This is a genomic window from Desulfomonile tiedjei (genome assembly GCA_016212925.1).
Classification (GTDB): domain Bacteria; phylum Desulfobacterota; class Desulfomonilia; order Desulfomonilales; family Desulfomonilaceae; genus JACRDF01.
Window position 1 is genome coordinate 167,784 of sequence record JACRDF010000031.1, and the last position, 20,116, is coordinate 187,899.

At 53.9% G+C, this 20,116-nt stretch carries 24 protein-coding genes; 11 read left to right on the top strand and 13 right to left on the bottom strand.

Going from position 1 to position 20,116, the window contains the following annotated elements; all coding sequences use genetic code 11:
• Positions 1-106 precede the first annotated feature (106 nt).
• The 3 genes from HY913_13630 to HY913_13640 all read right to left on the bottom strand — a co-directional run bounded on the left by HY913_13630 (position 107) and on the right by HY913_13640 (position 1,012).
• Complete coding sequence (locus tag HY913_13630) at positions 107-340, bottom strand: hypothetical protein (protein ID MBI4964312.1); 234 nt, start codon at positions 338-340, stop codon at positions 107-109.
• A 73-nt stretch (positions 341-413) separates the two neighbouring features.
• Complete coding sequence (locus tag HY913_13635) at positions 414-563, bottom strand: hypothetical protein (GenBank protein MBI4964313.1); 150 nt, start codon at positions 561-563, stop codon at positions 414-416.
• Positions 564-823: 260 nt separating this feature from the next.
• Positions 824-1,012, bottom strand: a complete 189-nt coding sequence (locus HY913_13640) for a hypothetical protein (protein ID MBI4964314.1) — start codon at positions 1,010-1,012, stop codon at positions 824-826.
• A 476-nt stretch (positions 1,013-1,488) separates the two neighbouring features.
• On the opposite strand from HY913_13640, the gene HY913_13645 reads away from it, so the two are divergent.
• The 4 genes from HY913_13645 (at position 1,489) to HY913_13660 (ending at position 4,398) form a co-directional block, all read left to right on the top strand.
• Positions 1,489-2,094, top strand: coding sequence for a rhodanese-like domain-containing protein (locus HY913_13645; GenBank protein ID MBI4964315.1), 606 nt, complete (start codon positions 1,489-1,491; stop codon positions 2,092-2,094).
• Positions 2,095-2,874, top strand: coding sequence for a rhodanese (locus HY913_13650; protein MBI4964316.1), 780 nt, complete (start codon positions 2,095-2,097; stop codon positions 2,872-2,874).
• A gap of 157 nt (positions 2,875-3,031) precedes the next feature.
• Complete coding sequence (locus HY913_13655) at positions 3,032-4,093, top strand: SPFH domain-containing protein (GenBank protein ID MBI4964317.1); 1,062 nt, start codon at positions 3,032-3,034, stop codon at positions 4,091-4,093.
• 80 nt (positions 4,094-4,173) lie between these two features.
• Entirely contained in the window at positions 4,174-4,398 is a 225-nt protein-coding gene (locus HY913_13660; protein MBI4964318.1) for an addiction module protein, read from the top strand.
• A gap of 191 nt (positions 4,399-4,589) precedes the next feature.
• Here the strand turns inward: HY913_13660 and HY913_13665 are convergent, their stop codons facing one another.
• The gene (locus tag HY913_13665; GenBank protein ID MBI4964319.1) at positions 4,590-5,261 is read right to left on the bottom strand and encodes an endonuclease III domain-containing protein; all 672 of its coding nucleotides are present in this window, start codon (positions 5,259-5,261) and stop codon (positions 4,590-4,592) included.
• Between the two features lie 214 nt (positions 5,262-5,475).
• Here HY913_13665 and HY913_13670 point away from each other — a divergent pair, with 214 nt between their 5' ends.
• Positions 5,476-6,093 carry a hypothetical protein gene (locus tag HY913_13670; protein MBI4964320.1) on the top strand — a complete coding sequence of 206 codons (618 nt, stop codon included), beginning with the start codon at positions 5,476-5,478 and terminating at the stop codon, positions 6,091-6,093.
• Between the two features lie 112 nt (positions 6,094-6,205).
• Here HY913_13670 and HY913_13675 read toward each other — a convergent pair whose 3' ends face one another.
• The 4 genes from HY913_13675 to HY913_13690 all read right to left on the bottom strand — a co-directional run bounded on the left by HY913_13675 (position 6,206) and on the right by HY913_13690 (position 9,150).
• A complete protein-coding gene (locus HY913_13675) occupies positions 6,206-6,664 on the bottom strand; it encodes a DUF721 domain-containing protein (protein ID MBI4964321.1) in 459 nt (152 codons plus the stop codon).
• Positions 6,665-6,774: 110 nt separating this feature from the next.
• Positions 6,775-7,260, bottom strand: coding sequence for a MogA/MoaB family molybdenum cofactor biosynthesis protein (locus HY913_13680; GenBank protein ID MBI4964322.1), 486 nt, complete (start codon positions 7,258-7,260; stop codon positions 6,775-6,777).
• Positions 7,232-7,648: an S-adenosylmethionine decarboxylase proenzyme gene (locus HY913_13685; protein ID MBI4964323.1), complete on the bottom strand. Its 417-nt coding sequence runs from the start codon at positions 7,646-7,648 to the stop codon at positions 7,232-7,234. Before HY913_13685 ends, HY913_13680 begins: the two co-directional genes overlap by 29 nt.
• A 722-nt stretch (positions 7,649-8,370) precedes the next feature.
• Complete coding sequence (locus HY913_13690; GenBank protein ID MBI4964324.1) at positions 8,371-9,150, bottom strand: PrsW family intramembrane metalloprotease; 780 nt, start codon at positions 9,148-9,150, stop codon at positions 8,371-8,373.
• 230 nt (positions 9,151-9,380) lie between these two features.
• Between HY913_13690 and HY913_13695 the strand changes: the two genes are divergently transcribed.
• Positions 9,381-10,400, top strand: coding sequence for a dipeptide ABC transporter ATP-binding protein (locus HY913_13695; protein MBI4964325.1), 1,020 nt, complete (start codon positions 9,381-9,383; stop codon positions 10,398-10,400).
• A gap of 6 nt (positions 10,401-10,406) precedes the next feature.
• On the opposite strand, the gene HY913_13700 is transcribed toward HY913_13695, so the two are convergent.
• Together HY913_13700 and HY913_13705 are read right to left on the bottom strand one after the other, a co-directional pair.
• A complete protein-coding gene (locus tag HY913_13700) occupies positions 10,407-11,258 on the bottom strand; it encodes a hypothetical protein (protein ID MBI4964326.1) in 852 nt (283 codons plus the stop codon).
• Positions 11,259-11,618: 360 nt separating this feature from the next.
• Positions 11,619-11,981: a hypothetical protein gene (locus HY913_13705; GenBank protein MBI4964327.1), complete on the bottom strand. Its 363-nt coding sequence runs from the start codon at positions 11,979-11,981 to the stop codon at positions 11,619-11,621.
• Between the two features lie 529 nt (positions 11,982-12,510).
• Between HY913_13705 and HY913_13710 the strand changes: the two genes are divergently transcribed.
• Together HY913_13710 and HY913_13715 are read left to right on the top strand one after the other, a co-directional pair.
• Positions 12,511-13,257, top strand: coding sequence for an outer membrane lipoprotein carrier protein LolA (locus HY913_13710; protein ID MBI4964328.1), 747 nt, complete (start codon positions 12,511-12,513; stop codon positions 13,255-13,257).
• Positions 13,258-13,414: 157 nt separating this feature from the next.
• Positions 13,415-13,780, top strand: a complete 366-nt coding sequence (locus HY913_13715; protein ID MBI4964329.1) for a response regulator — start codon at positions 13,415-13,417, stop codon at positions 13,778-13,780.
• Between the two features lie 99 nt (positions 13,781-13,879).
• Here the strand turns inward: HY913_13715 and HY913_13720 are convergent, their stop codons facing one another.
• The 3 genes from HY913_13720 to HY913_13730 are packed head-to-tail and all read right to left on the bottom strand — an operon-like array spanning position 13,880 to position 16,612.
• Positions 13,880-14,338, bottom strand: a complete 459-nt coding sequence (locus tag HY913_13720) for a tRNA (cytidine(34)-2'-O)-methyltransferase (GenBank protein MBI4964330.1) — start codon at positions 14,336-14,338, stop codon at positions 13,880-13,882.
• A gap of 26 nt (positions 14,339-14,364) precedes the next feature.
• Positions 14,365-15,681, bottom strand: a complete 1,317-nt coding sequence (locus tag HY913_13725) for an alkaline phosphatase family protein (GenBank protein MBI4964331.1) — start codon at positions 15,679-15,681, stop codon at positions 14,365-14,367.
• 49 nt (positions 15,682-15,730) lie between these two features.
• Positions 15,731-16,612: a PHP domain-containing protein gene (locus HY913_13730; protein ID MBI4964332.1), complete on the bottom strand. Its 882-nt coding sequence runs from the start codon at positions 16,610-16,612 to the stop codon at positions 15,731-15,733.
• A 433-nt stretch (positions 16,613-17,045) separates the two neighbouring features.
• Here HY913_13730 and HY913_13735 point away from each other — a divergent pair, with 433 nt between their 5' ends.
• From HY913_13735 to dksA, 3 genes are all read left to right on the top strand, one after another.
• On the top strand, positions 17,046-18,398 hold the full coding sequence (locus HY913_13735) for a phosphoglucosamine mutase (protein ID MBI4964333.1): 1,353 nt from the start codon (positions 17,046-17,048) through the stop codon (positions 18,396-18,398).
• Positions 18,376-19,377 carry a KpsF/GutQ family sugar-phosphate isomerase gene (locus HY913_13740; protein MBI4964334.1) on the top strand — a complete coding sequence of 334 codons (1,002 nt, stop codon included), beginning with the start codon at positions 18,376-18,378 and terminating at the stop codon, positions 19,375-19,377. Before HY913_13735 ends, HY913_13740 begins: the two co-directional genes overlap by 23 nt.
• Positions 19,378-19,516: 139 nt before the next feature.
• Entirely contained in the window at positions 19,517-19,891 is a 375-nt protein-coding gene (gene dksA, locus HY913_13745; GenBank protein ID MBI4964335.1) for an RNA polymerase-binding protein DksA, read from the top strand.
• Positions 19,892-20,116 lie beyond the last annotated feature (225 nt).

Sequence of the window (20,116 nt, forward strand, 5' to 3'; positions counted from 1 at the left end):
AAACTCGTTTGCCCGGCCTGAACAAGCTTGGCCCATCATAGGGCATGGCCGAAGGGAAATCCAGTTTCTATGTTGACACACCGCCTATTCCTGACCTCGAGCGCGGTCAGTGTCCAAGCACCTGGTGCTCCCACCATTCAAGGTCCGGGTGAACAAGTCCTGCGGGATCGTTGGCATCCAAAATGGATTCGATCCAGGCCAGGGACATTTCCGGCGGATAACCGTAAATACTGTCCCACACTCTCCCTTCCGCTATCCCCAGGAGCAGCACCGTGGCGACAGCATGAGCGAACTCCTCCGGGACGGTCTTGGGAATGTTCAAACGCCTCTCTGAGCCCATTAAACACTCCGAACAACGAAATGAATCGTGCCGAGCAATTTGCGCGTTGCAGGGCCGAATTTCGGGCTCGACCCTACTTCTTCAAGAATAACACTACAGCGCCCACAATTCCGACCAGAAAACCTAAACCGAAGCCCCATTGCCACAATGCACTTATGCAACTCCAGTCCGCTCCCGGCAAAGGCCTCGCCTGGATCAAAGCCTGCGCGATCAAATTCTCCATCTCAAGCCTCCTTGGCCCGCTCCACCCAATCCCATTCCGTTCCTTCGCAAGAATAATAATGGGATTCCCCAATATTACAATTCCGCGGGAGGAACGGCAAAAATTGCGGATCTCGGTAGGGACCGGTTCGGAACGCGCGGCCGCTTACAAACGCCGTACCCCAAACAGCCCGGCAAGGACCTATTGCCGACGTAGCGATGCCTCGAACCCATTTGATTCGGCCGGCTCGCCTAATCGTCACAGACCACCGGGCAGCAGCACTAGTCCGAAATCAACCACCCGGAAACCGGCTTTCCCTGACTATCCGTACCTTTGAAAGGAATCATTCGCTTCAGCATGTCAGCGATTTTCTTTCCCTGCTCGCAGTCGAAATTGTCGCAGGTGTAGCCCTGTCTGCAATTGCTGCAAAGCCTCGCCTCAATCCATTCCGCCAGTTCTTTGAGATCCATTGACGCCTCCTCGAAAGAATCGGTCCAGTCGCCGTGCTCCGGGTTCGCCGGCCGCGCGGGTCCCATGGAAACCCGACGCCCTCTTGCCATCTTACCGAGCGCGTTCATTGAATGTAACCAAAAAAAGTCGCGAGTGTTAACCTTTGAGTCCTATGGTAGGCATTACATGAAAAGAAAAGAAATCTTTAACCCCAGAGATCGCGGGGTAAGGGGATGGCATGTAGACTGCCTCCATGACGTTTGGTTGTGGCGTAACCTCGCTACCCGGCCCATTGCCCTTGAAGTTAAAAAAAAATTCATGTGGGTGTCAGAAAAAATGGATCTTCACTTATTTATATATTACAATACAGTACAATCGCGAGTCAGCCTCCGGTTGACCGGCCACATATTAGGATTCAAGTCATGTTCTTAACAAGGGGGGATGGAAATTGCCACCCGCTGTGGCACATTTCACAAACCACTGAAAGGAGAAATGCATGGCCAGGAAAACCCTTGCGGCCTTGGCACTCGTAACCGCGGCGACGTTCGTCGGCGGATGGGCACTCGTCGGGCCCGTCCTAGCCGATGACAAACTGCCGTCAAAGTCCGACCAGAGCTGTTTGAAATGTCACGAGTACGACAAAGCATCCAACCTCTTTGCAGGAAAGCTGGTGGAAGTATCGAGCAAGGCAAACGCTTTGCAGCTACAGATCGACAAAGGTATGGAGGTGATCTACTTCGACGATTCCACTGTCCTTAAGAATGCCCCTTCCATGAAGGAAATTCCCAAGCAGGAATCGATCAGGATCACGTACTTTAAGAAGGATGGAAAGACCTTTGCCAAGGAGATAGAGGTCAAGAAAGGCATAGCAGTTCCCAAGGAAAAGCTTGCCGATGTGGAAGAAGTGGCCAAGTTGGTAGCGCTCGGCCCTGAAAAAGGCAAGTATGTGCTATTGGACAGCCGACCCGTGGAGGGCTACGATCAGGGCCATATCCCCACCGCTGTCTCAATGCCCTTTTTTGCTTTTGACAAGCTGCAAGAAACCCTGCTGCCCAAGGACAAGGAGGTGCTCCAGATCTACTACTGCATAGGATTCTCTTGAGTGCTGAGTCCATTAGCCGCCAGGAAGGCGGAAAAACTCGGCTACAAGAACGTTAAGGTATTCCATGCAGGTCTGCCGGCTTGGAAAAAAGCAGGTAACATTGTCATATCCAACGTGGCCGGTCTTGAGAACTACGACAAGCTCGGCGCCTCGTACATCTTGATTGATTTGAGACCAGCCAAGGTAGCGGAAAAAGGTCATATCCCCAAGGCCGTGGCCATGCCGGAGGGTGGCCTTGACGCGCTCAAGGATCAGTTCCCCAAGTATCTCAATGCCCCTGTCATACTGTACGCTCAACACGGAGACACCGAACCGGCCAAAGAGGCCTACAAGAAGGTTGCCTCCTGGGGCTACAAGCAGGTGAGCATTCTCACGGGCGGATTTGACGCTTGGGAAAAGGCCGGAAAGACAGTAGCCAAAGGTCCGGCCGACGCCAAGATCACCTACGTTCGCAAACTTCTCCCCGGAGAAGTGGACGTCGAAGTCTTCAAGACGCTGGTGGAGAAGCCGGCCGCGGATACGGTCATTCTGGATGTCCGTGCGGTTTCTGAGATTGCCGAAGGCGTTTTGCCCAACGCCAAAACTATTCCCCTGGATGACCTGGCGACAAAGTTGGCCGATCTGCCCAAGGACAAAAAGATAGTCATTCACTGCTCCACTGGAGTTCGCGCGGAGATGGCGTACAATCAGCTGAAAGAGGCCGGGTTCAACGCCGAGTATGTGAAGGCCAATGTGGATTTCGACAAAGAAAAAAAGGGCGCTTACAAAATAAGCGATTAACCTCACACCAGGGGGGCATCCTTTATCGGGTGCCCTCGCCCTTCCCTTCTTCCAATCTTGGTTTCCGTAGATCATCACTTGTCAAGCGAGATTCAAGGTGTTATTCGTACATTGGAGACACCCGAATTCCCCGCGCTGGACACAAGAGGAGATCACCATGGGCATATGGGATTTAGTCAAAGGCGAACTGATCGAGGTAATCGAATGGCTGGATGATACAGGGGATACGCTTGTCTGGCGTTTCCCCGACCAGGACCATGAGATCAAGATGGGGGCCAAGCTGACGGTTCGGGAAGGACAGGCGGCAGTGTTCGTAAATGAGGGTCAGATTGCGGACGTGTTCACCCCCGGCCTGTACAGCCTGAACACTCAGAACATGCCCGTGATGACAACCCTTCGGTCGTGGAAGTACGGCTTTGAATCGCCTTTCAAGGCGGAGGTGTACTTTGTCAACACGAGAAACTTTCTGGACCTCAAGTGGGGAACGCAAAATCCGATAATGATGAGGGATGCCGACCTCGGGGCGGTTCGCTTGAGGGCCTTCGGGACTTACGGAATAAGAGTTACCGACCCCGGCGTTTTCCTGAAAGAAATCGTGGGAACCGACGGCGAGTTCACTACGGACGAGATTGAAGGACAATTGCGCAGCATGCTGGTTTCGGCCTTTACCAGTATGTTGGCGACAGCGCAGGTGGCCGCGTTGGACCTCGCCGCCAACTACAAGGGCATAGGGGACAAGGCCAGGGGAGCTATGGAGCCTGAATTCCAGAAATACGGCGTCTCACTTACACTGTTCCTGATCGAGAATATTTCACTTCCGCCGGAAGTGGAGAAGATGTTGGATACTCGTTCGCAGATGGGCATTGTCGGCGACATGGGCCGGTTCACCCAGTTCCAGACGGCCCAGGCCATACCGGAAGCTGCAAAATCCGGTGGCGCTGGTGAGTTCATGGGAATGGGCGCAGGCATCGCGATGGGGCAGCAGATGGCAGGAGCGATGGCTGCCAGCCTAACGAAGGCACAAAAGGAAGAGCCGGCTAAGGCCGCACCAGCGGAAGGTTCGGGGAAGTTCTGTTCGCAATGCGGCAAGCCCGTGGCGGCTGACGCGAAATTCTGCCCTGAATGCGGGACTGCGCTTCGCAGCGGTTGCCCCAAGTGCGGAAAACCCAATGAGCCCGCGGCCAAGTTTTGTCAGGAATGCGGCGAAAAGATGAAATAAGGAGAGAAGTCCACTGCAGGCTCCTCTTATTTGCGCAAGAACTTCAACGATCCTGTTCGCAGGGATGGCAGGATTAGATTATGAAACGAGAAATCGCTGAAATTCTGGAAAAGGCCTTGGAACTTCCGCCTGAAGCACGAGCCGCCATCGCGGGATCGTTACTTGAAAGCCTCGACCGGACGGTGGACGACGACGCTGAGTCGGCATGGGAACAAGAAGTTTTTTTGCGTCTCAAAGAGCTTGACGAAGGCAAAGTCCAGCCGGTGCCTTGGGCAGAGTTGCGACGGCGACTTGCCCGAAAGTAATGCCATCCCTCCCGGTTCAATTTCATCTGGATGCCGTAGCGGCACCGTAACCCTGAATATGGGAAGACGAACGAGACAGCAGTCTTGTAGGGCGGGCCGTGCCCGCGCTGCGATTTTGTGAAGCTCTTCTTGTAGGGCGGGCCGTGCCCGCCATCTTATCGGTGTGAAAAACCCCGTAACTACCCGGTGGCTCATGCAATTTGCCTTCTCGGGAACTGTCCCAGAGGGCACTGATCGCATAGCGGATTTCTTTTGCAGTAATGATGCCCTACAGCCACGAACTGGGCGTGGAAATCGTTGTACAGGGCCACATCCCGCGGCAAGCTTGAGTGAAACAGTCCTTGCACCTCGTCATAGTCTGCCTTTTCGCGGATGAGGCCGTGTCCGTATAGAATTCTCTTCGTGTACGCATCCACCACGAAAATCGGCTTGTTCGCGGCATAAAGTATTATGCTGTCTGCTGTTTCCTTTCCCACGCCGTTGATGGAAAGCAGCTCCTCTCGAAGTTTCTCCATCGGTAGCAGAAACAACAAATCCAGATCTCCGTCGTGCCCTTCGACAATGTGCCTCACCAGGTTGCCGAGCCTCCCAGCCTTCACATTGTAATAGCCCGCGGGCCGAATAAGCTCCGCAAGCTCGTCATGAGACATTTCGTGAATTCGGAACAGATCGAGGGCCGAAGCTGCCTTGAGGTTGTCGATCGCTTTGACCACATTCCTCCAGGCAGTGTTCTGCGTCAGCACAGCCCCGATGCAGACTTCAAGCGGTGAATCCCCCGGCCACCAATTGCGATGACCGAAACTCGCTACCATTTCTTCGTAAAGATTTAGGAGAAGCGACCGCAATTTCGCGTTTCTTTTCATTCGGGCATCTTATTTCACGTTATCGGACCGCGCAAGAAGGAGCAGGCAGCCTGCCATCTTTGTCAGAGCGTCGGGAGGCCTCTGGCCGCCGAATCCAAAAATCGGCGGGCACGGCCCGCCCTACAAGACTACCGATAAGTCGATGCTATAGACGGTCAAGGCTATTTTTTGGTATAAACCATGTTCCAACTACCTGCACCCGGAGATCAAAACATTGCTCAGCCTCCAGATTCTTGCCCTGACCCTGATCCCTGTTCTGTCGGGAGTCGTTCCCACGGACGGTAGCCTCCTGATCAACCCGAGCGCCCTGTTGGGAATAGAAGAGTCAATTACCGCAGAGTTCATGACAGGAACATGGAAATACTCCGAGGAGTTCTTCAGGTGGGGCGTGACGGATAAGGACAAGGCCAAGGTAAAACCCTTCAGAGGCAACGCGTTTATGAGCCTGGACAAAGACGGAGCCATGAAGATGGCCAATTTCTTCAGGCCCGAGGAAGGCCGATGGGAACTTACACAGACGGGGATTTTGATCTATGACCCACGTTATCCTGAACGAGGCTCCCAGATTCTTCCCGTCCGCAAGAGAGACAAAGACCGGATATGGGTGCTGCTCCCCTTTACCGGCGGAGCCACTGGAATCGGCATGGTTCGGGTGCCTGACGAAGAGTTCGTCCGCGCACGAGAAAAGTCTGATGCCAACTCAACGACGCCCCGGAAGAGCACTCGGAGACAAGGTAGTTCCCCCTGGATGCAACCGCAGTCATCGGACGCGGTGACCCAAAAACCAGCAAAGGACCCGGATCTTCTTTGGGAACCCAAGGCAGGCTTTTAGACGATTCGCTCCCGTCCCCGCGAGTTCTCCGGAGATGTCAAAGAACACCATTTCTCAGTGGATGGGGAAGAGCCTCGGGGACACGGTCCCAGGATGAAAGGGCAGGTCTTAGTCAGGCATCTCTGTCGAATTTCAGCTTTCGGTCTTTTTCCAGGATTCTGCTCACCACTTCCCGAAGACCCTCATCTTTTAGCGGCTCCATAATTCTGTGAATATTCCTGAGGTCCTGGTCAGTAGGTTCTGGTGGAAGGGGCCGAGCCACGGTTTTTTCCGCGGCTTTCGCCCAGGAGCGCTGCTGGAAACGTATGTCGGTTATTTTTGGTGCGCCCGGCCCCAGGCAAGCGTTCACTTTTTCGAGCAAAATATGCTTCATCGCGGCCAACTCGTTCATCCATACCGATGAATCGACCACAAGGTGCAGCGTGGAACCGGTTACCTTCTCGGCTTGAACATGCCTGGCAACTGCCGAGTCTACAATCTTGGGCCATAAGGCCACAACATTGTGCTTTGACAGGGAGGTTTGCAGGCCGAAACGGTCCAGGACCTTCTGGAGCACGGACCCTGCTGACACCAAATTCTTCTGACGACGACGCTTCATGTTAATAGCCGGAGGAATTGAACGGAAAGCGTTGGCTTCAATTCAATGCCCCTGCGCGGGGCGATGGTGGGCCTTTGCCGGTTTCAGGCGCATTCCGACGGATCTCCCTGGATCTTCGCTATAGCGTGTTCCAGAGCAGGGATAACTGCTTCCAGGTTCTCCTTGGCGCCTTTTGGGCTACCCGGGAGGTTGATGATCAACGTTCGGCCCCGGACCCCTGCTATCGCGCGGGAAAGCATCGCGTGCGGCGTCTTTTTGATGCTTGAGGCGCGCATGGCTTCAGCCATTCCGGGAACCAGTCTCGTGATCACGGACATGGTGGCTTCAGGTGTAACGTCTCGCGGGGACAGTCCTGTCCCGCCCGTGGTCAAAATGAGGTCCGCGCTGTTTTCATCCGCCCAGGCCATCAGTACCTTGCGGATTTCTTCCTCTTCGTCCGGACAAACCGCGATCCAATCCACGGTAATGCCGTGAGACCGCAGCACATTCTCGAGTTCCGGGCCGGAAGCGTCCGCTCTTAGTCCTTGCGATGAGCGATCGCTAACGGTGAGAATTCCCGCACGCGACATGTGGGACGTACCTGTATTCCTCGCCGATGTTCTGACCCGCGGACGGTATGCCTCGCTGAAAATCGCGCACCTGCATATCTGCGGCTTCCAATTCTTGCTTCAGGAAGCCTGCTGCTTTCCACGGGTCCACCTTAGTCCCGCACGTGAAAACGTCTACGGCAGCGTATCCGTACTCCGGCCAGGTGTGAATGGTCAGGTGTGACTCGGCTATAACCACGACCCCAGAGACTCCCTGGGGGTTGAAGTCCTGAAAGGCGGTCTTCAGAACAGTTGCTCCTGCGGCCTCTGCGGCCTGGGACAGGATTGTTTCCAGATAATCGAGGTTGTCAATCTTTTGCGTATTGCAAGACCAAAGCTCGATCAGAAGATGAATGCCCAAAGCTCTCATCGTCATCCCCCGTACCGAGTGGGCTATTGCCTCTCGTATGTGTGATTCTAGACAAACACCGCCTGTACCACGCCGTTAGACGGACGGGCACTGGCGAACATGATCCACCTCCGTTGTTTGCAGCGTTCGACCTATAAACAGATCCCCCTCGCCAGGGTTGTGCCCTGACCTCCATATCGCGGTCGAAAATTGGAGGAAGCTGCTTTCCTCCAGGCCGGAAGGCCTACGGTCTTAACCTTACGAGGAGGAAATCAGAGATCTCCCCACTCAGGCCAATTCCTCCTGTAACAGATTTTTGATGTAAGGGATTCAGAACGGAAGTACGGGACCGCAAACCGGCGAAGGGGTTCCACGCGCGCAAAATGAGCAGAGATTCGTTGCAGGCAACCATCCGGTTCATTTTCCCGTCCCGAGGCGCAAGCCTCTTGTGATATGATCCGCCAACTTTTTTGCCTCTTTTTCTTGTCTCCTGTCAAGCAAAAAAGATCCCTCAACGGTTCGGATTTTCGAAGAAAAACTATTAATCTGAAACATTCTGGTGACGAAGATTTCACCCCTTATTTAACCGTTCACTAACGCGGGCACGCTTCAGGCAGGAACACAAGAGAGATCGCCTGTAAAGACCGCATTGTACGTGTTCTTTTCCCCGGCGATGCGGTTCACTTCGTTCACCACATCCCACTCGCGCTGAAACGGCATTCGGCAACCTTCCCGGCGCTCTACTATGTCGGCAAACATGACGGCCTACGATGTACCAGAGCGCCGCACGACGCGCACGCTTCAGCGCAGGGGTCCAAGCGCGCTCGACACTTACCGCAAAATCGAGGCGCGTCGGTTTCCAGCAGCGGAATGTCCAGGCCGCACCGGAGACACGAATCAGATTCCTCGGGTGCATACGCGCCGCAGTTGGGGCAATAGATCAGCGCCCCCTGTCCGAGCACGGGGAACCGCAAGTCCCTTCGGAACTGCTGGATCTTCGAATTCATCAGCCAACCCATAAAAACCAGCAACGGGACCAGCAAAAAAACCGCGGCCTTGGGATTGAAAGCAACCAAAAAGTTGTAGGTCCCGTGAAGAAATGCCGCAAGGATGAATCCGCTGAGAATCGTCTTCAGCTCGCCTTCTCTTCGGAACCGCGCCAGCCCCATGGAGTATCCCCACATGGACGAGAACATCACGTGAGCCGGCGTTGCGAAAAGCACCCTCGACACGATGATGCCCGGCCCTAAGTGCAATAAATATATTATGTTCTCCACCGATGCGAAGCCCACCGCTGCGGTACCCGCATATATTATCCCGTCGAGAGGTTCGCGAAAGTCGGAACTGCGGTAGATTATCAGCCACACTGCAACAAGCTTGGACAACTCTTCAAGAGGGCCGATGAGGAAAAAGCTCATCTCCGCAGAACGCAGCAGGGTGTCCTGAACGAGGCCTGCTCCGGTGAAGTGCTCTACGATCCCGGTCGGGATAGTGCAAAGCAAGCCCGCGCAGAATACCCGCACCAGGTTCCGGAAAGACTTCGGCCTGTGGAGAGATTTCCTATAGAAGTAAGATAGCCAAATCAGTCCAGGAATGAGGCCCAGAACCGCATAAACCTTTTCCAGCTTGTCACCTCGTAATTGACTTTGCAGCCTGAACCGTATAACACGGACACAAAGTCACGCCAAGAGCCCAACCTGATAACCCGATAATAAGGAGCTTTCATTTGAAGTCAGATTCGGCTGCAGTCCCCTTGGAACCATCTTACGAGCAGGAGCTGGTTCGTGTCGAGCACTTGGTAAAGCACTTCCCCGTGAGCGAAGGCTTCTTTCAGAACACAGAGTCCTACGTGCACGCGGTGGACGGGGTCGATCTGACCATAGTTCGGGGCGAAACACTGGGCCTGGTGGGAGAATCGGGGTGCGGTAAGACCACTCTGGGCAGACTGATTTTGGGATTGGAGCGCCCCACCTCGGGCCATATCTTTTTCCAAGGAAAGGACATCAGTCACCTTGGTTCCCGCGAAATGAAACAAGTGCGGCGCAGTATGCAGATCATCTTTCAGGACCCGTACAGTTCGCTGAATCCCCGCCAGACAGTAAGAAGCATCATCATGGAACCTTTGACCATTCACCGAATTGGGACCCGCGCTGAACGGCGGGTACGGGTAGCGGCCCTCATGGAGGAGGTTGGTCTTCGGCCCGAATATGGCGACAGGTACCCGCACGAGTTTTCCGGAGGCCAGAGGCAAAGGATAGGGATCGCCAGAGCTTTGGCATTGAATCCAAGTCTAATAGTGGCAGATGAGCCTGTTTCCGCTCTGGATGTTTCGATCCGATCGCAGGTGCTGAATCTCATGGAGGATTTGCAGGAGAAATACGGACTGACGTATCTATTTGTCTCGCACGATTTGTCCGTAGTGGAACACATCTCGGACAGGGTTGCGGTCATGTACTTGGGAAAAATTGTGGAAATAGGCCCGAAAGAAAAGGTGTACAACTACACGTTGCACCCCTATACCGAGGCCCTGTTGAGCGCTGTTCCCATTCCGGACCCTTTGATGAAGCGTAGGCGGATAATTCTGGAAGGGGACGTTCCCAGTCCGATCGTTCCTCCGCCAGGGTGCCGTTTCCATCCGCGTTGTTGGCTGAGGATTCCGATTTGCTCGGAGATAGTTCCGCGCCTGAAGGACGTTACGGATGGCCATGGAGCAGCCTGCCACGTTCGCGCTCCCGATCCGTCTGTGCTAAAAGCTTATGGTGAAACGCATTGATGCGAACTATGAACCGGCAATTCTTTGTGAAGTCGAATTCGTTCCCGAGCAACCTTGTGGCAAGCCCGAAACTCCGATAGCTGATATAAGCCACTGGAGGGACTCGAAATTTCGGGTCCATTTCGGTTCGAAAATAGTTGGGCACTTTTCAATTTGGCAGCGTCCCATGAATAAACGGGTCGCGAATTCCATGCAATTGGCGCTTCCACATTCACCGCAATTTGTGCCGGGGAGGCGCTTGAATACTTCAATGGCTCCGACTCCCTGTCTCGGTTGCCGCTCCGGCTCCAATATCGACCGACGTTCCCATGCCGCGACAATCAGGTCAATCATCGAACGAAGCATTGTCCAAAAGTCCAGGAGATCATCAGATCTGGAAAAAACAATACGATCCCGCGCGATCGCCAAAAGCCTGTGTTCCTCTTCAAAAGTGAGGGCCGGCAGATCGGGCCTGTAGGAACCACCTCGAATAAGGCAAGCGACGAGCGGTATCAATGGTCCCAGGTCGTTCTCGGTCTCCACCTCCGCTCTGAGTCTTACCGAGTCGCTGACGCTGGCCTCGATTACGCGAATGCTGAGATCCCCGACGGCTTCGCACCATAGCGGGCTTGGCGGGTCGGCTTTGGGGATCGTTTTCTTGAAGGGAGCATACGGAACCATGCCGCTCACAGAGACTCCTCGCGACTTGAGTTCCTCTAATATGAAAGCGGTTATCCCTGTCACGAGTATGGTAGGAGCTACCAGCCCGGTACAGAAAACCGGCGGCTGAAGGGTTTTCAAGTAGACAGGGCTTGATGCCAGGCACTGATGTCCGCGCTCAAAAGAATCATGGTCCGGAAATACAACAACGTACGCCATTGTGAGAGATAATCACGATACTGCCCTTGGCGTCAATCGCGAAATCCCATTAACCGCTTTTGTAACGGACGCGATTCAGCTCTGGGTCAATTTAGGTGGCGACAATGACTCCCCGGTCTGCGGCCGATAGACGCCGGCCCTAACAGCAGCGCCGTGTTTTCAGTTTGCGCATGCGAGACAGGACAGCCCGCCGGGTTATAGATCCAAGCGGGGGGATTTGCGGTAGCCTGAAGCCATGGTTTTTCGGGCACGGCATGCCGTGCCCCTACAACTGAGTTCAGCGCCTCGTCTTGGCGTAGGGGCATGGCATGCCGTGCCCTCCGACTTGTTCCACAAAGTCCATTGCACGTCGCTATAGCATCAATCCTGCTGTTCCACGGGTTCCACCGAATCGATCAGGACCCCGAAGAAGACCTGCGGACTCACTTCCGCGCGAGCCGCATCGTATTTCCACCCTAAATGCTGAGAACATCTGCGGCAGAGAAGGAAGTGCCAACCATAGCCGGGGAACCACGAGTTCTCCATGTAGAGCTTCTCGTCCACCATAACGTTTTCGCAATGGCCGAACGTTATAAAGTTGCAGCGAACTCCTGCCGGGTTCACGAACGAATGCCGATCAGAGCCGTTCCTGGTAATGATCGCGTCCTCTCCAGCAATCCGGGCTCCGCACCTGGAACATTGGTAGGATTTCTTGCTCTTGTTGTTCTCTCGTTGCGATTTCATGTACAGAAGCATGATGACAATTATACCGGGAAGCCGAACAAATCAGCAATGTCTCGCCGGAATCAGGATAGTCACAGCTCCAACCGTTGCAGCCGACATCGCTTCGGTTACGGGAGCAGGGCAATTCCCCAATGGGCGACGCCTTGGCCCGGTTGAGGTTACGAGATGCCATGAACTTTTCATTGCAAGGGCGTAGCCCAAAGCAATCTCTGCCTTTGAGCGCCGAGATTGCTTTGCTGCGCTTGCAATGACAGTCTTTGCCGCTGGAAATTGAAGGGTAACCCTCTGGGGTTGCATAAAAGTTGCCCCATGATTAGAATTGTGATAATGAAATATTCCTTAAGATTTGTGAGTCTGAAAAGGAATGAAATGCAGGTCCAAGAGGGACGTGGAACAGCGGTGAGGAGTTGGAAGGGCTCTCTGTGCAGGACTTGCGTGGCTTCAATTGTTCGTGATAAGACTTCTGGAATTGATCCGGACCGACTAATTGCTTGAGTGTTCGAGAATTGTACTTGTGGGGTTAGGTCGGATGTTCACGTCTGTCGTTGAAATTAGTAAGAGACTTGTCCTGGGTGTCTCCGCTGTCGTCATGCTTGGGGCGTGCGCGGCCAAGGTCCCCGTCAACGGGCTCCAGTTGGAGGACCTGATACGGGATGCGGAGAAAAAAGCTTATCTGGTCAAACAGTTCCGGGCGGATTTCACAAAAACGCGCCTGACGTCGGTGTTCAACAGGGATGTCACGGTCAAGTGCCGGTTGGTTTTCCAGAAGCCCGACCGCTTCTTGCTGACGATGACCGGAGATGCCAATGTGGAGATACTCTCCGACGGGACCATGATCAGCTTGATGCACGACCAGAAAGATCGCGAGGTCTACCACGTGCAGGGCGAGCGCGATTTGGCCCGGTTCTCAGACCCTTTTATGCTGCTGATCAAGAAGATGGAAAACGGCGGGCTTCGCGCGTTTTCTGAGATCAGAAGGATAGAACAGCCCGATGGCCTGATCGCGGAACTCCAGCCAGGCAACGACAACCAGTTCGAGCGAATTAAAAGCGTTCTTCTCTCATTCGGGCTGACAGGGGACATCAAGAAAATCAGCATTTTGTTCAAAGATGGTGAACGCGATGAAGTGGTCTTTGACTCGTGGACGCTGTTGGCTCAGGACGACCCTGAGGTGGTCCAGCTCGAAACCAAATTGAAGGCATTGTCCAAATCCCAGCCGGACCACTCGCCGGGGGCCGCACCTAGCCCACTATCAATGGCGGTGGAACAGCACTAGCCGATTCGTCTTCGACAGACCCTATGCGCCCCGTTGACCCTGGAAATTGTGCGCACCTGCAACAATGGCGGAATAATCAAATCTCTTCGCTTGCCGGTCCGTCGAGATCCGGTTTGCGTCTGCTTCCTCCAAATGTTAGAATCCGGCCGAGGGTAACATGGCTGTAATTCTTCATGTGGAAGACGAGCATTCCGTGCGGTTGCTTTACAGGGAAGTGTTTGAAGAACTGGGGTATCGGGTCGTTGGGGCGTCCACAGGTGAAGAGGCCTTACGCATCCTTAAAGGCAGCCGTCCGGATATCATCATACTAGACCTCAAGATGCCGGGCATGGGGGGACGAGGTTTTCTCGATCGATTCAAGAGGCTCAAATTGAGAATCCCCATTGTTATCAGCACCGCTTACCCTTACCTGCAAGATGACCCTTCAACGCAGGCAGCCGACGCTTACGTGGTCAAGTCGGGCGATATGGCCGACCTCGTGAATAAAGTTGCCCAGTTGGTCCAGAAATCTCCACGCGATTAACCCATAAACAATTCTTTGCTGAACAGGATCAAGTCAGACGCGGATAGCAGGCCCCCTGTTCGGTTTGTGCCGAGTAACGGTCAAAATGGCAGACCGCTTTCAGTCCGGTAGCCCACCGGTTTGCCTCAGGGCCTCGTACACGACTATTCCCACCGCTGTGGACAGATTCAGGCTTCTCACCTTGTCAAACCTTATTGGAACACGGGCGATTCGCTGAGGGAAGCGTTGAAAAAGGCGCGGGGCCAGCCCCGAGGTTTCGGGACCGAAAAGGATATGATCGTCCGGCCGATATTGAACGCGATGATAAATGTCGCCCCGCTTGCTGCTCGTGAGGACCAGCTTTTCCGGCGACACCGAAGCAAGATAGGTTTTCAAGTCCTCCCACACGACCAGATCAACTTTTTTCCAGTAATCCAGACCTGCGCGCTTTAGAGATCGATCGTCAAGATGGAAGCCGAGAGGCTTAATCAGGTGGAGAGTGGCACCCACAGCGCAACACAATCTTCCCACGTTGCCGGTGTTGGGAGGAATTTCCGGGTGTACAAGGACGACGTTCAGCATTTCGGTTCCAAATGCAGGCTGCATTAAGCTAGAGCATTCAGTATTTTCCCGGCCACGTCCGTAATGCAAGGATTTGCAGGCACTTCTGACTGCCGGGTGTCCCGTATGATAAGGAAAGCGTCGTCATGCGTGTGCATTCCGGTGAAAATGTCGGTCATGACAGGCGCGGCCGCGTTGATCGCAGCCTTGGGATCGTATCCGGCACTGGGGATGATCACGAGATCCGGGGCCAGGGACAAGAGGTCCCCCTCATATATCTCCTCTTTCGCTTTCACCTCTGCAAACAGGTAATCATCACGCGTTTCACCGGGGCCGGCTTCAATGATACCTACATCGCGCAGCCGCAATCCTTCCAGCTCGTGTTTCAGCTTTGCCCTGACCTCAGCAGCTTCAACAGGGCTCAAAATCCCGCGACGGAATCTCTCCCTGGTGTTGAGATATATCCGGGTGGGATCCATAGCGAACGCCTGGGAGTCAGGGTGAATGTCATTCAACGATTGCGGCTCGGGCCTGGTAAACGACAAGTAACCCAAAGAACACAGAATCGGATTCAAGTAGACCTGTTTCTTCAACCTGGTAAAGCCGTGATCTGAAAGCAATATCAGTTTAGTCTGATTCGTCACGCGGTCCTGGAACCTGCCGAAGAATAAGTCAATCCGCCGGTAGTAGTCCATGAAGTCCGAATAAAAAGGGTGGGTCGGATCGTCTTTTGCATCGAAGAAAAAATGGTGCAGTCTGTCAGTGCCTGTAATCACCCCGATAAACAGGTCCCAAGGAGTTTCATCCATAAGAGAAAGCATGACCTTTTCCCGAATGTCCAAGGTCTTGAAAAGATCATGTATGAGAAATCCTCGGTCTTGCCTACCTTTGACAGCGTCCACGTCTATTCTGTAGTCCAGGGATCGCAACCAAGGGATCAATGACTGAGGATAAACAGCCCGCTCGAAAATGGGAGCCACAAATCCGGAAATCAGCGTCCCGTCGAGTCGACGGGCAGGATACGTGAAAGGCAGGTTTACCACGACGGTCGATTTCCCGGGGATCATATTCCAAATCGCTGGCTGTCGAATGTCATCAAAAGAAGGCAGTTTCAGCGAGATCTCGTCTTCCGCCACGTCGGTAAAGCCGAATATGCCGTGACGGCCCGGATTCTTACCGGTCATGAACGATGCCCACGCCACCGAAGAAACCGCGGGCAGCGTTGTGTCCATCCTAGCAAAAGCACCCTCCCCCGCCATTGCAGCCAGATTAGGCATCACGCCATTCCGGAAAAGCTCGGTCAGCAAGGAATAAGGGACCCCGTCGAGCCCCAGTACTACAACTTTCGTGAAAGCACTCATTTTATGTTCCGCACGGCGATTGGGCGGCAGCGAAAAATATCAGGAAGCCTCATTTGTGCAAAGAGGCTGCACAGTCATACGCATCCCGGCCTGTTTGCTCTTTCTTCTTCAATTCCTCCAACATGGAGCACGGCAGAGTCTTTCCTCCGGGAAACGTGCCCAGCTCAACATCCGGTTTTACCGCGCCGTGAAAATCAGTTCCGCCGGTTGCGGCAAGGTCCAGCTTTCTGCAAAGATCTAGGAAGACATCCGTCTGTTCAGGAGTGTGTTTGGGGTAATAGACTTCGATGCCCTTGAGCCCGTTGCGCATTAATCGCCGGACGATCTTTTCCAGTTCGTCTGCGTCAGGTTCTTCCAGAGAATAAGGATGGGCCAAGACCGGAACTCCACCCGCATTGGCGATCAGTTGCATAGCTTCAAGCGGCGAGAGCTTCTTCTTCTCGACATACGCGGGAGCGCCTTTTCCCAAATATCGGTCAAAAGCCTCTTGAAGTGTTGCGACATGGCCTTTCTTCACTATCAAGTTCGCTACATGGGGCCGGCCCGGGACTCCACCCACCGCTTCCTGAGCTACCTCTTCTACGGTGACGGAAACGTTCTGGCCATTGAGTCGGGATACGATCTTCAGAATTCGCTCTTGCCTATCCTTTTTCAGGGAATCGAGAGCCTGCAACAGATCGCGGTCTTCCGGGCAAACGAAATATCCGAGCAGGTGCAATATCCCGTTTGGCCATTCCGTGCTGATCTCGACCCCTGATATGACTTCTACCCCTATCTCGGCGCCTTTCCTTTGACCCCGGCGGACCCCTGCCGTTGTGTCGTGGTCGGTTATCGCGATGGCGCGCAGTCCCTTTTCCATAGCGATCTGAACGACTTCCTCGGGAGAAAAGGTCCCGTCCGACATACTGGTATGAACATGAAGGTCAATCATGAATTGGTCCAAGCCTTTAGCTGTTTCGCCTGTCTCCCCGTCCCCAGAAGGCCCGGGCCACATGGTGCAGGCACCCCGAACCTTATTCTGAAGCAATTTGTTTATATCTCAGATTGGGGCCGTTTTGGGAAGAGCTTGCAAACGAACCGGGTAAGTATTGCGTTACACGGGGTGAATCCGTTGGTAACTGAATGGTTACGCCAACCTGCTGAAAAAAAAGTTGTGGCCGGGAATCACCAATGCTATATTTATAGATTGTCTGATTTTTCGGGAGCAACGCGGATGTGCAATACCACAGAAGCCGTTTTCCTTGTAAGTCGAATCTCACGAGACCGTTTGTCCGTCCGAGAACCCCTCGATAATATAGGTAAAACCTCTGCACCTTTGCCGCCTGCTGTCAACCCGGGCGTTTGGGAGTTCAGGTAAGGAATACATGGCAAAAAGACTTTTCGGCACAGACGGCGTGAGAGGGGTAGCCAACAAAGAGCCCATGACAGCGGAGACCGCTCTGAAATTGGGCCGGGCAATTGCTCATGTTGCGAAGTTGGGGGCCGGAAAGAAGCCGAAGATCCTAGTGGGAAAAGACACCCGCGTGTCGTGCTACATGCTGGAGACCGCACTTAGCGCAGGTATTTGCTCCATGGGAGTGGATGTCCTTCTGGTGGGGCCTATGCCGACTCCCGGAATAGCCTTTCTCACCACGAACATGAGATGTGACGCGGGTGCTGTCATTTCCGCGTCGCACAACCCCTTCCAGGACAACGGCATCAAGTTCTTTTCCCGAGATGGGTTCAAGCTCTCCGACGAGCTTGAGGAAGAGATAGAGAGGCTGATCTTTTCCAATAACATAGATGAGATCAGACCGACTGCGGAAAACATTGGCAAGGCTGTGCGCATTGATGATGCCCTTGGGCGCTATGTGGTCTTTGTTAAGAACACTTTTCCGAGGCACATGACGCTTGACGGAATAAATATGGTACTGGATTGCGCGAACGGCGCGGCTTATCGAGCGGCGCCCCTTGTCTTCGAGGAATTAGGCGCGGGCGTCACCGCGGTGGGGGTACATCCTGACGGGCACAACATCAACCTGGACTCGGGCTCTCTTCACCCGGAGGTGATCTGTAGCGAGGTGCGCCGCACAGGGGCTCACCTGGGGGTTGCGCTGGACGGCGATGCCGATCGCGTGATATTTGCCGACGAAAAAGGGAACGTGGTTGATGGTGACAAGATAATGGGCCTGCTGGCATGGGACCTCATACGCCGGGCCGGCCTCAACAAAAACACCCTTGTAGCCACGGTCATGAGCAATATGGGCTTGGAAATTGCCATGAAAGAGATGGGCGGCTCGCTCGTTCGCACCCCTGTCGGCGATAGATATGTTGTGGAAAGAATGAGGAGCGACGGATTCAACTTTGGGGGCGAGCAATCCGGCCATCTCATTTTCCTCGATTACAATACGTCTGGTGACGGCATCCTCTCGGCCCTGCAGGTAATGAGGGTGATGAGCGAGACCGGGAAGCCCTTGTCGGAACTGGCAGCTCGTGTAACAAAGTACCCGCAGGTACTGAGAAATGTAGAGGTGAGCGCCAGGAAAAACCTCGACGACATACCTGAATTGCAGAAAGTTATGCAGGAAGCCCAGGGGAAGCTGGGAGATTCGGGTCGGCTTCTGGTTCGTTATTCCGGCACTCAGCTTCTGTGCCGGGTAATGGCGGAAGGACCTGAGCAAAGCACTGTGAACCTTGTGGTTGATATGGTGTCCGATGCAATCGCCCAACATCTGTAACCTATCCGGCCGAGCCGTGGACATTGCCCGGCAGGTCCTTGAGATCGAGATAGACGGAATACGGTCTGTCCTGGATCGCTTGGACTCCAGGTTCGACCAATGTGTGGACATGCTCTATTCACTCCGTGGAAGGGTGATCATCACGGGAGTGGGCAAGTCCGGCATCATCGGCCGGAAAATAGCCGCCACCTTGACAAGCACAGGTTCGCCGGCAATTTTTGTCCACCCTGTGGAGGGCCTGCACGGAGACGTGGGGATCGTCAGTCGAGACGACGCGTTGCTGGCGATTTCCAACAGCGGGGAATCAACGGAAATTACTTCTCTTGCCGCCACCATTCGCAAGAGAGGCGCATTTATAGTGGCAATGACGGGTGGTGCTTCTTCCACCCTGGCTCGCATGGCTGATATGGTATTGGACTGCTGCGTGCCGCGGGAAGCATGCCCGCTGAACATGGCGCCTACAGCGAGCACAACGGCTACGCTGGCAATCGGAGACGCCTTGGCGATAGCCCTGATGATCCGACGAGGATTTCGCAAAGAGGATTTTCTGCGGCACCACCCCGCGGGAACGCTCGGTGAGAGGCTAAACTTAAAGGTAAGCGACATCATGCTGGACAGGCGTGCGGTTCCTGAGGTCGCGGAAGACGCCTCCTTACAAGAGGTGATAAGCAGCATCAACAAGCAGAACCTGGGCTTTACCCTTGTTACCGCCGAAGACCGCCTTATGGGAATAATAACCGATGGCGACCTGCGAAGGGCGCTTGAGAAAGGTGACGGTATCTACGATTCCTGCTCGCGTGACCTTATGACTCTCAACCCGCTCACTATTCGCGAGGACAGAACCGCGGCTGAAGCATTGGAGATGATGGAGAGAAAACTGATCACCGCATTGGCGGTCTTGAGTTCGGATGACCGACTGACGGGCATAGTTCACCTGCATGACCTGTTGGGTCGTGGAGAGATTCGCTTTACAGGTTAGGTTGACAGCAGGTGCGGCCTGTGGATCGATGCACCGAAGGATGCGAACCTTTATCAGCGTTTAGGCATCTAACGAAAAGGTGTTGCGTTTATGACCGGCCCGTGCCCAGCGAGGCTGGAACCGATCAAGGAGACTTGTCATGAAGTTGAAAAAGGAAGACCTGGAGTATTTCCAGGGAATACTTCAGAAACAACTGGATGAACTGGTCAAGGGGGCCGGCAAGACCGTCGATGAGATGACGGACGCCGAGAACACCAGCGCCTTTCCGGACCCCACGGACCGAGCATCCATGGAATCGGACAGAAATTTCGAACTAAGGATACGGGATCGCGAAAGGAAGCTGATTAACAAAATCAAGAAAGCTTTGGAAAAAGTCGAAGACGGTTCTTTTGGATTCTGTGAGATTTGCGGGGAGCCCATCGACTTCAAGAGGCTTGAGGCCAGACCTGTGACAACGCATTGCATTGAATGCAAGACTTCTGAAGAAGAGCAAGAAAAGATTCGCAAAATATAGAAGACCGGGTTAGGTCAACGTCTTTTCTGAATTGGTGTTGGCATCGGTGCCGACGGATCGTGCAAGCAGGCTGTAAACGGAACATCATCGGCGTAGATAGGTAAGTAAGCCTTTTCGTCAACTTTTATTTCCGGGCCGATCAAGGCGAGTTAGAGGGAATACTTGAAAGATCTGCCACACTATTGTTGAAAATAGCCATAATATGCTTTATTATTATAGTTGATA

Bases quoted from the DNA above. Each gene is read 5' to 3' on its own strand.
- HY913_13630 (MBI4964312.1), bottom strand. From the start codon at position 340: ATGGGCTCAGAGAGGCGTTTGAACATTCCCAAGACCGTCCCGGAGGAG.
- HY913_13635 (MBI4964313.1), bottom strand. From the start codon at position 563: ATGGAGAATTTGATCGCGCAGGCTTTGATCCAGGCGAGGCCTTTGCCG.
- HY913_13640 (MBI4964314.1), bottom strand. From the start codon at position 1,012: ATGGATCTCAAAGAACTGGCGGAATGGATTGAGGCGAGGCTTTGCAGC.
- HY913_13645 (MBI4964315.1), top strand. From the start codon at position 1,489: ATGGCCAGGAAAACCCTTGCGGCCTTGGCACTCGTAACCGCGGCGACG.
- HY913_13655 (MBI4964317.1), top strand. From the start codon at position 3,032: ATGGGCATATGGGATTTAGTCAAAGGCGAACTGATCGAGGTAATCGAA.
- HY913_13660 (MBI4964318.1), top strand. From the start codon at position 4,174: ATGAAACGAGAAATCGCTGAAATTCTGGAAAAGGCCTTGGAACTTCCG.
- HY913_13665 (MBI4964319.1), bottom strand. From the start codon at position 5,261: ATGAAAAGAAACGCGAAATTGCGGTCGCTTCTCCTAAATCTTTACGAA.
- HY913_13680 (MBI4964322.1), bottom strand. From the start codon at position 7,260: ATGTCGCGTGCGGGAATTCTCACCGTTAGCGATCGCTCATCGCAAGGA.
- HY913_13685 (MBI4964323.1), bottom strand. From the start codon at position 7,648: ATGAGAGCTTTGGGCATTCATCTTCTGATCGAGCTTTGGTCTTGCAAT.
- HY913_13700 (MBI4964326.1), bottom strand. From the start codon at position 11,258: ATGGCGTACGTTGTTGTATTTCCGGACCATGATTCTTTTGAGCGCGGA.
- HY913_13705 (MBI4964327.1), bottom strand. From the start codon at position 11,981: ATGAAATCGCAACGAGAGAACAACAAGAGCAAGAAATCCTACCAATGT.
- HY913_13710 (MBI4964328.1), top strand. From the start codon at position 12,511: ATGTTCACGTCTGTCGTTGAAATTAGTAAGAGACTTGTCCTGGGTGTC.
- HY913_13715 (MBI4964329.1), top strand. From the start codon at position 13,415: ATGGCTGTAATTCTTCATGTGGAAGACGAGCATTCCGTGCGGTTGCTT.
- HY913_13725 (MBI4964331.1), bottom strand. From the start codon at position 15,681: ATGAGTGCTTTCACGAAAGTTGTAGTACTGGGGCTCGACGGGGTCCCT.
- HY913_13730 (MBI4964332.1), bottom strand. From the start codon at position 16,612: ATGATTGACCTTCATGTTCATACCAGTATGTCGGACGGGACCTTTTCT.
- HY913_13735 (MBI4964333.1), top strand. From the start codon at position 17,046: ATGGCAAAAAGACTTTTCGGCACAGACGGCGTGAGAGGGGTAGCCAAC.
- HY913_13740 (MBI4964334.1), top strand. From the start codon at position 18,376: ATGCAATCGCCCAACATCTGTAACCTATCCGGCCGAGCCGTGGACATT.
- dksA (MBI4964335.1), top strand. From the start codon at position 19,517: ATGAAGTTGAAAAAGGAAGACCTGGAGTATTTCCAGGGAATACTTCAG.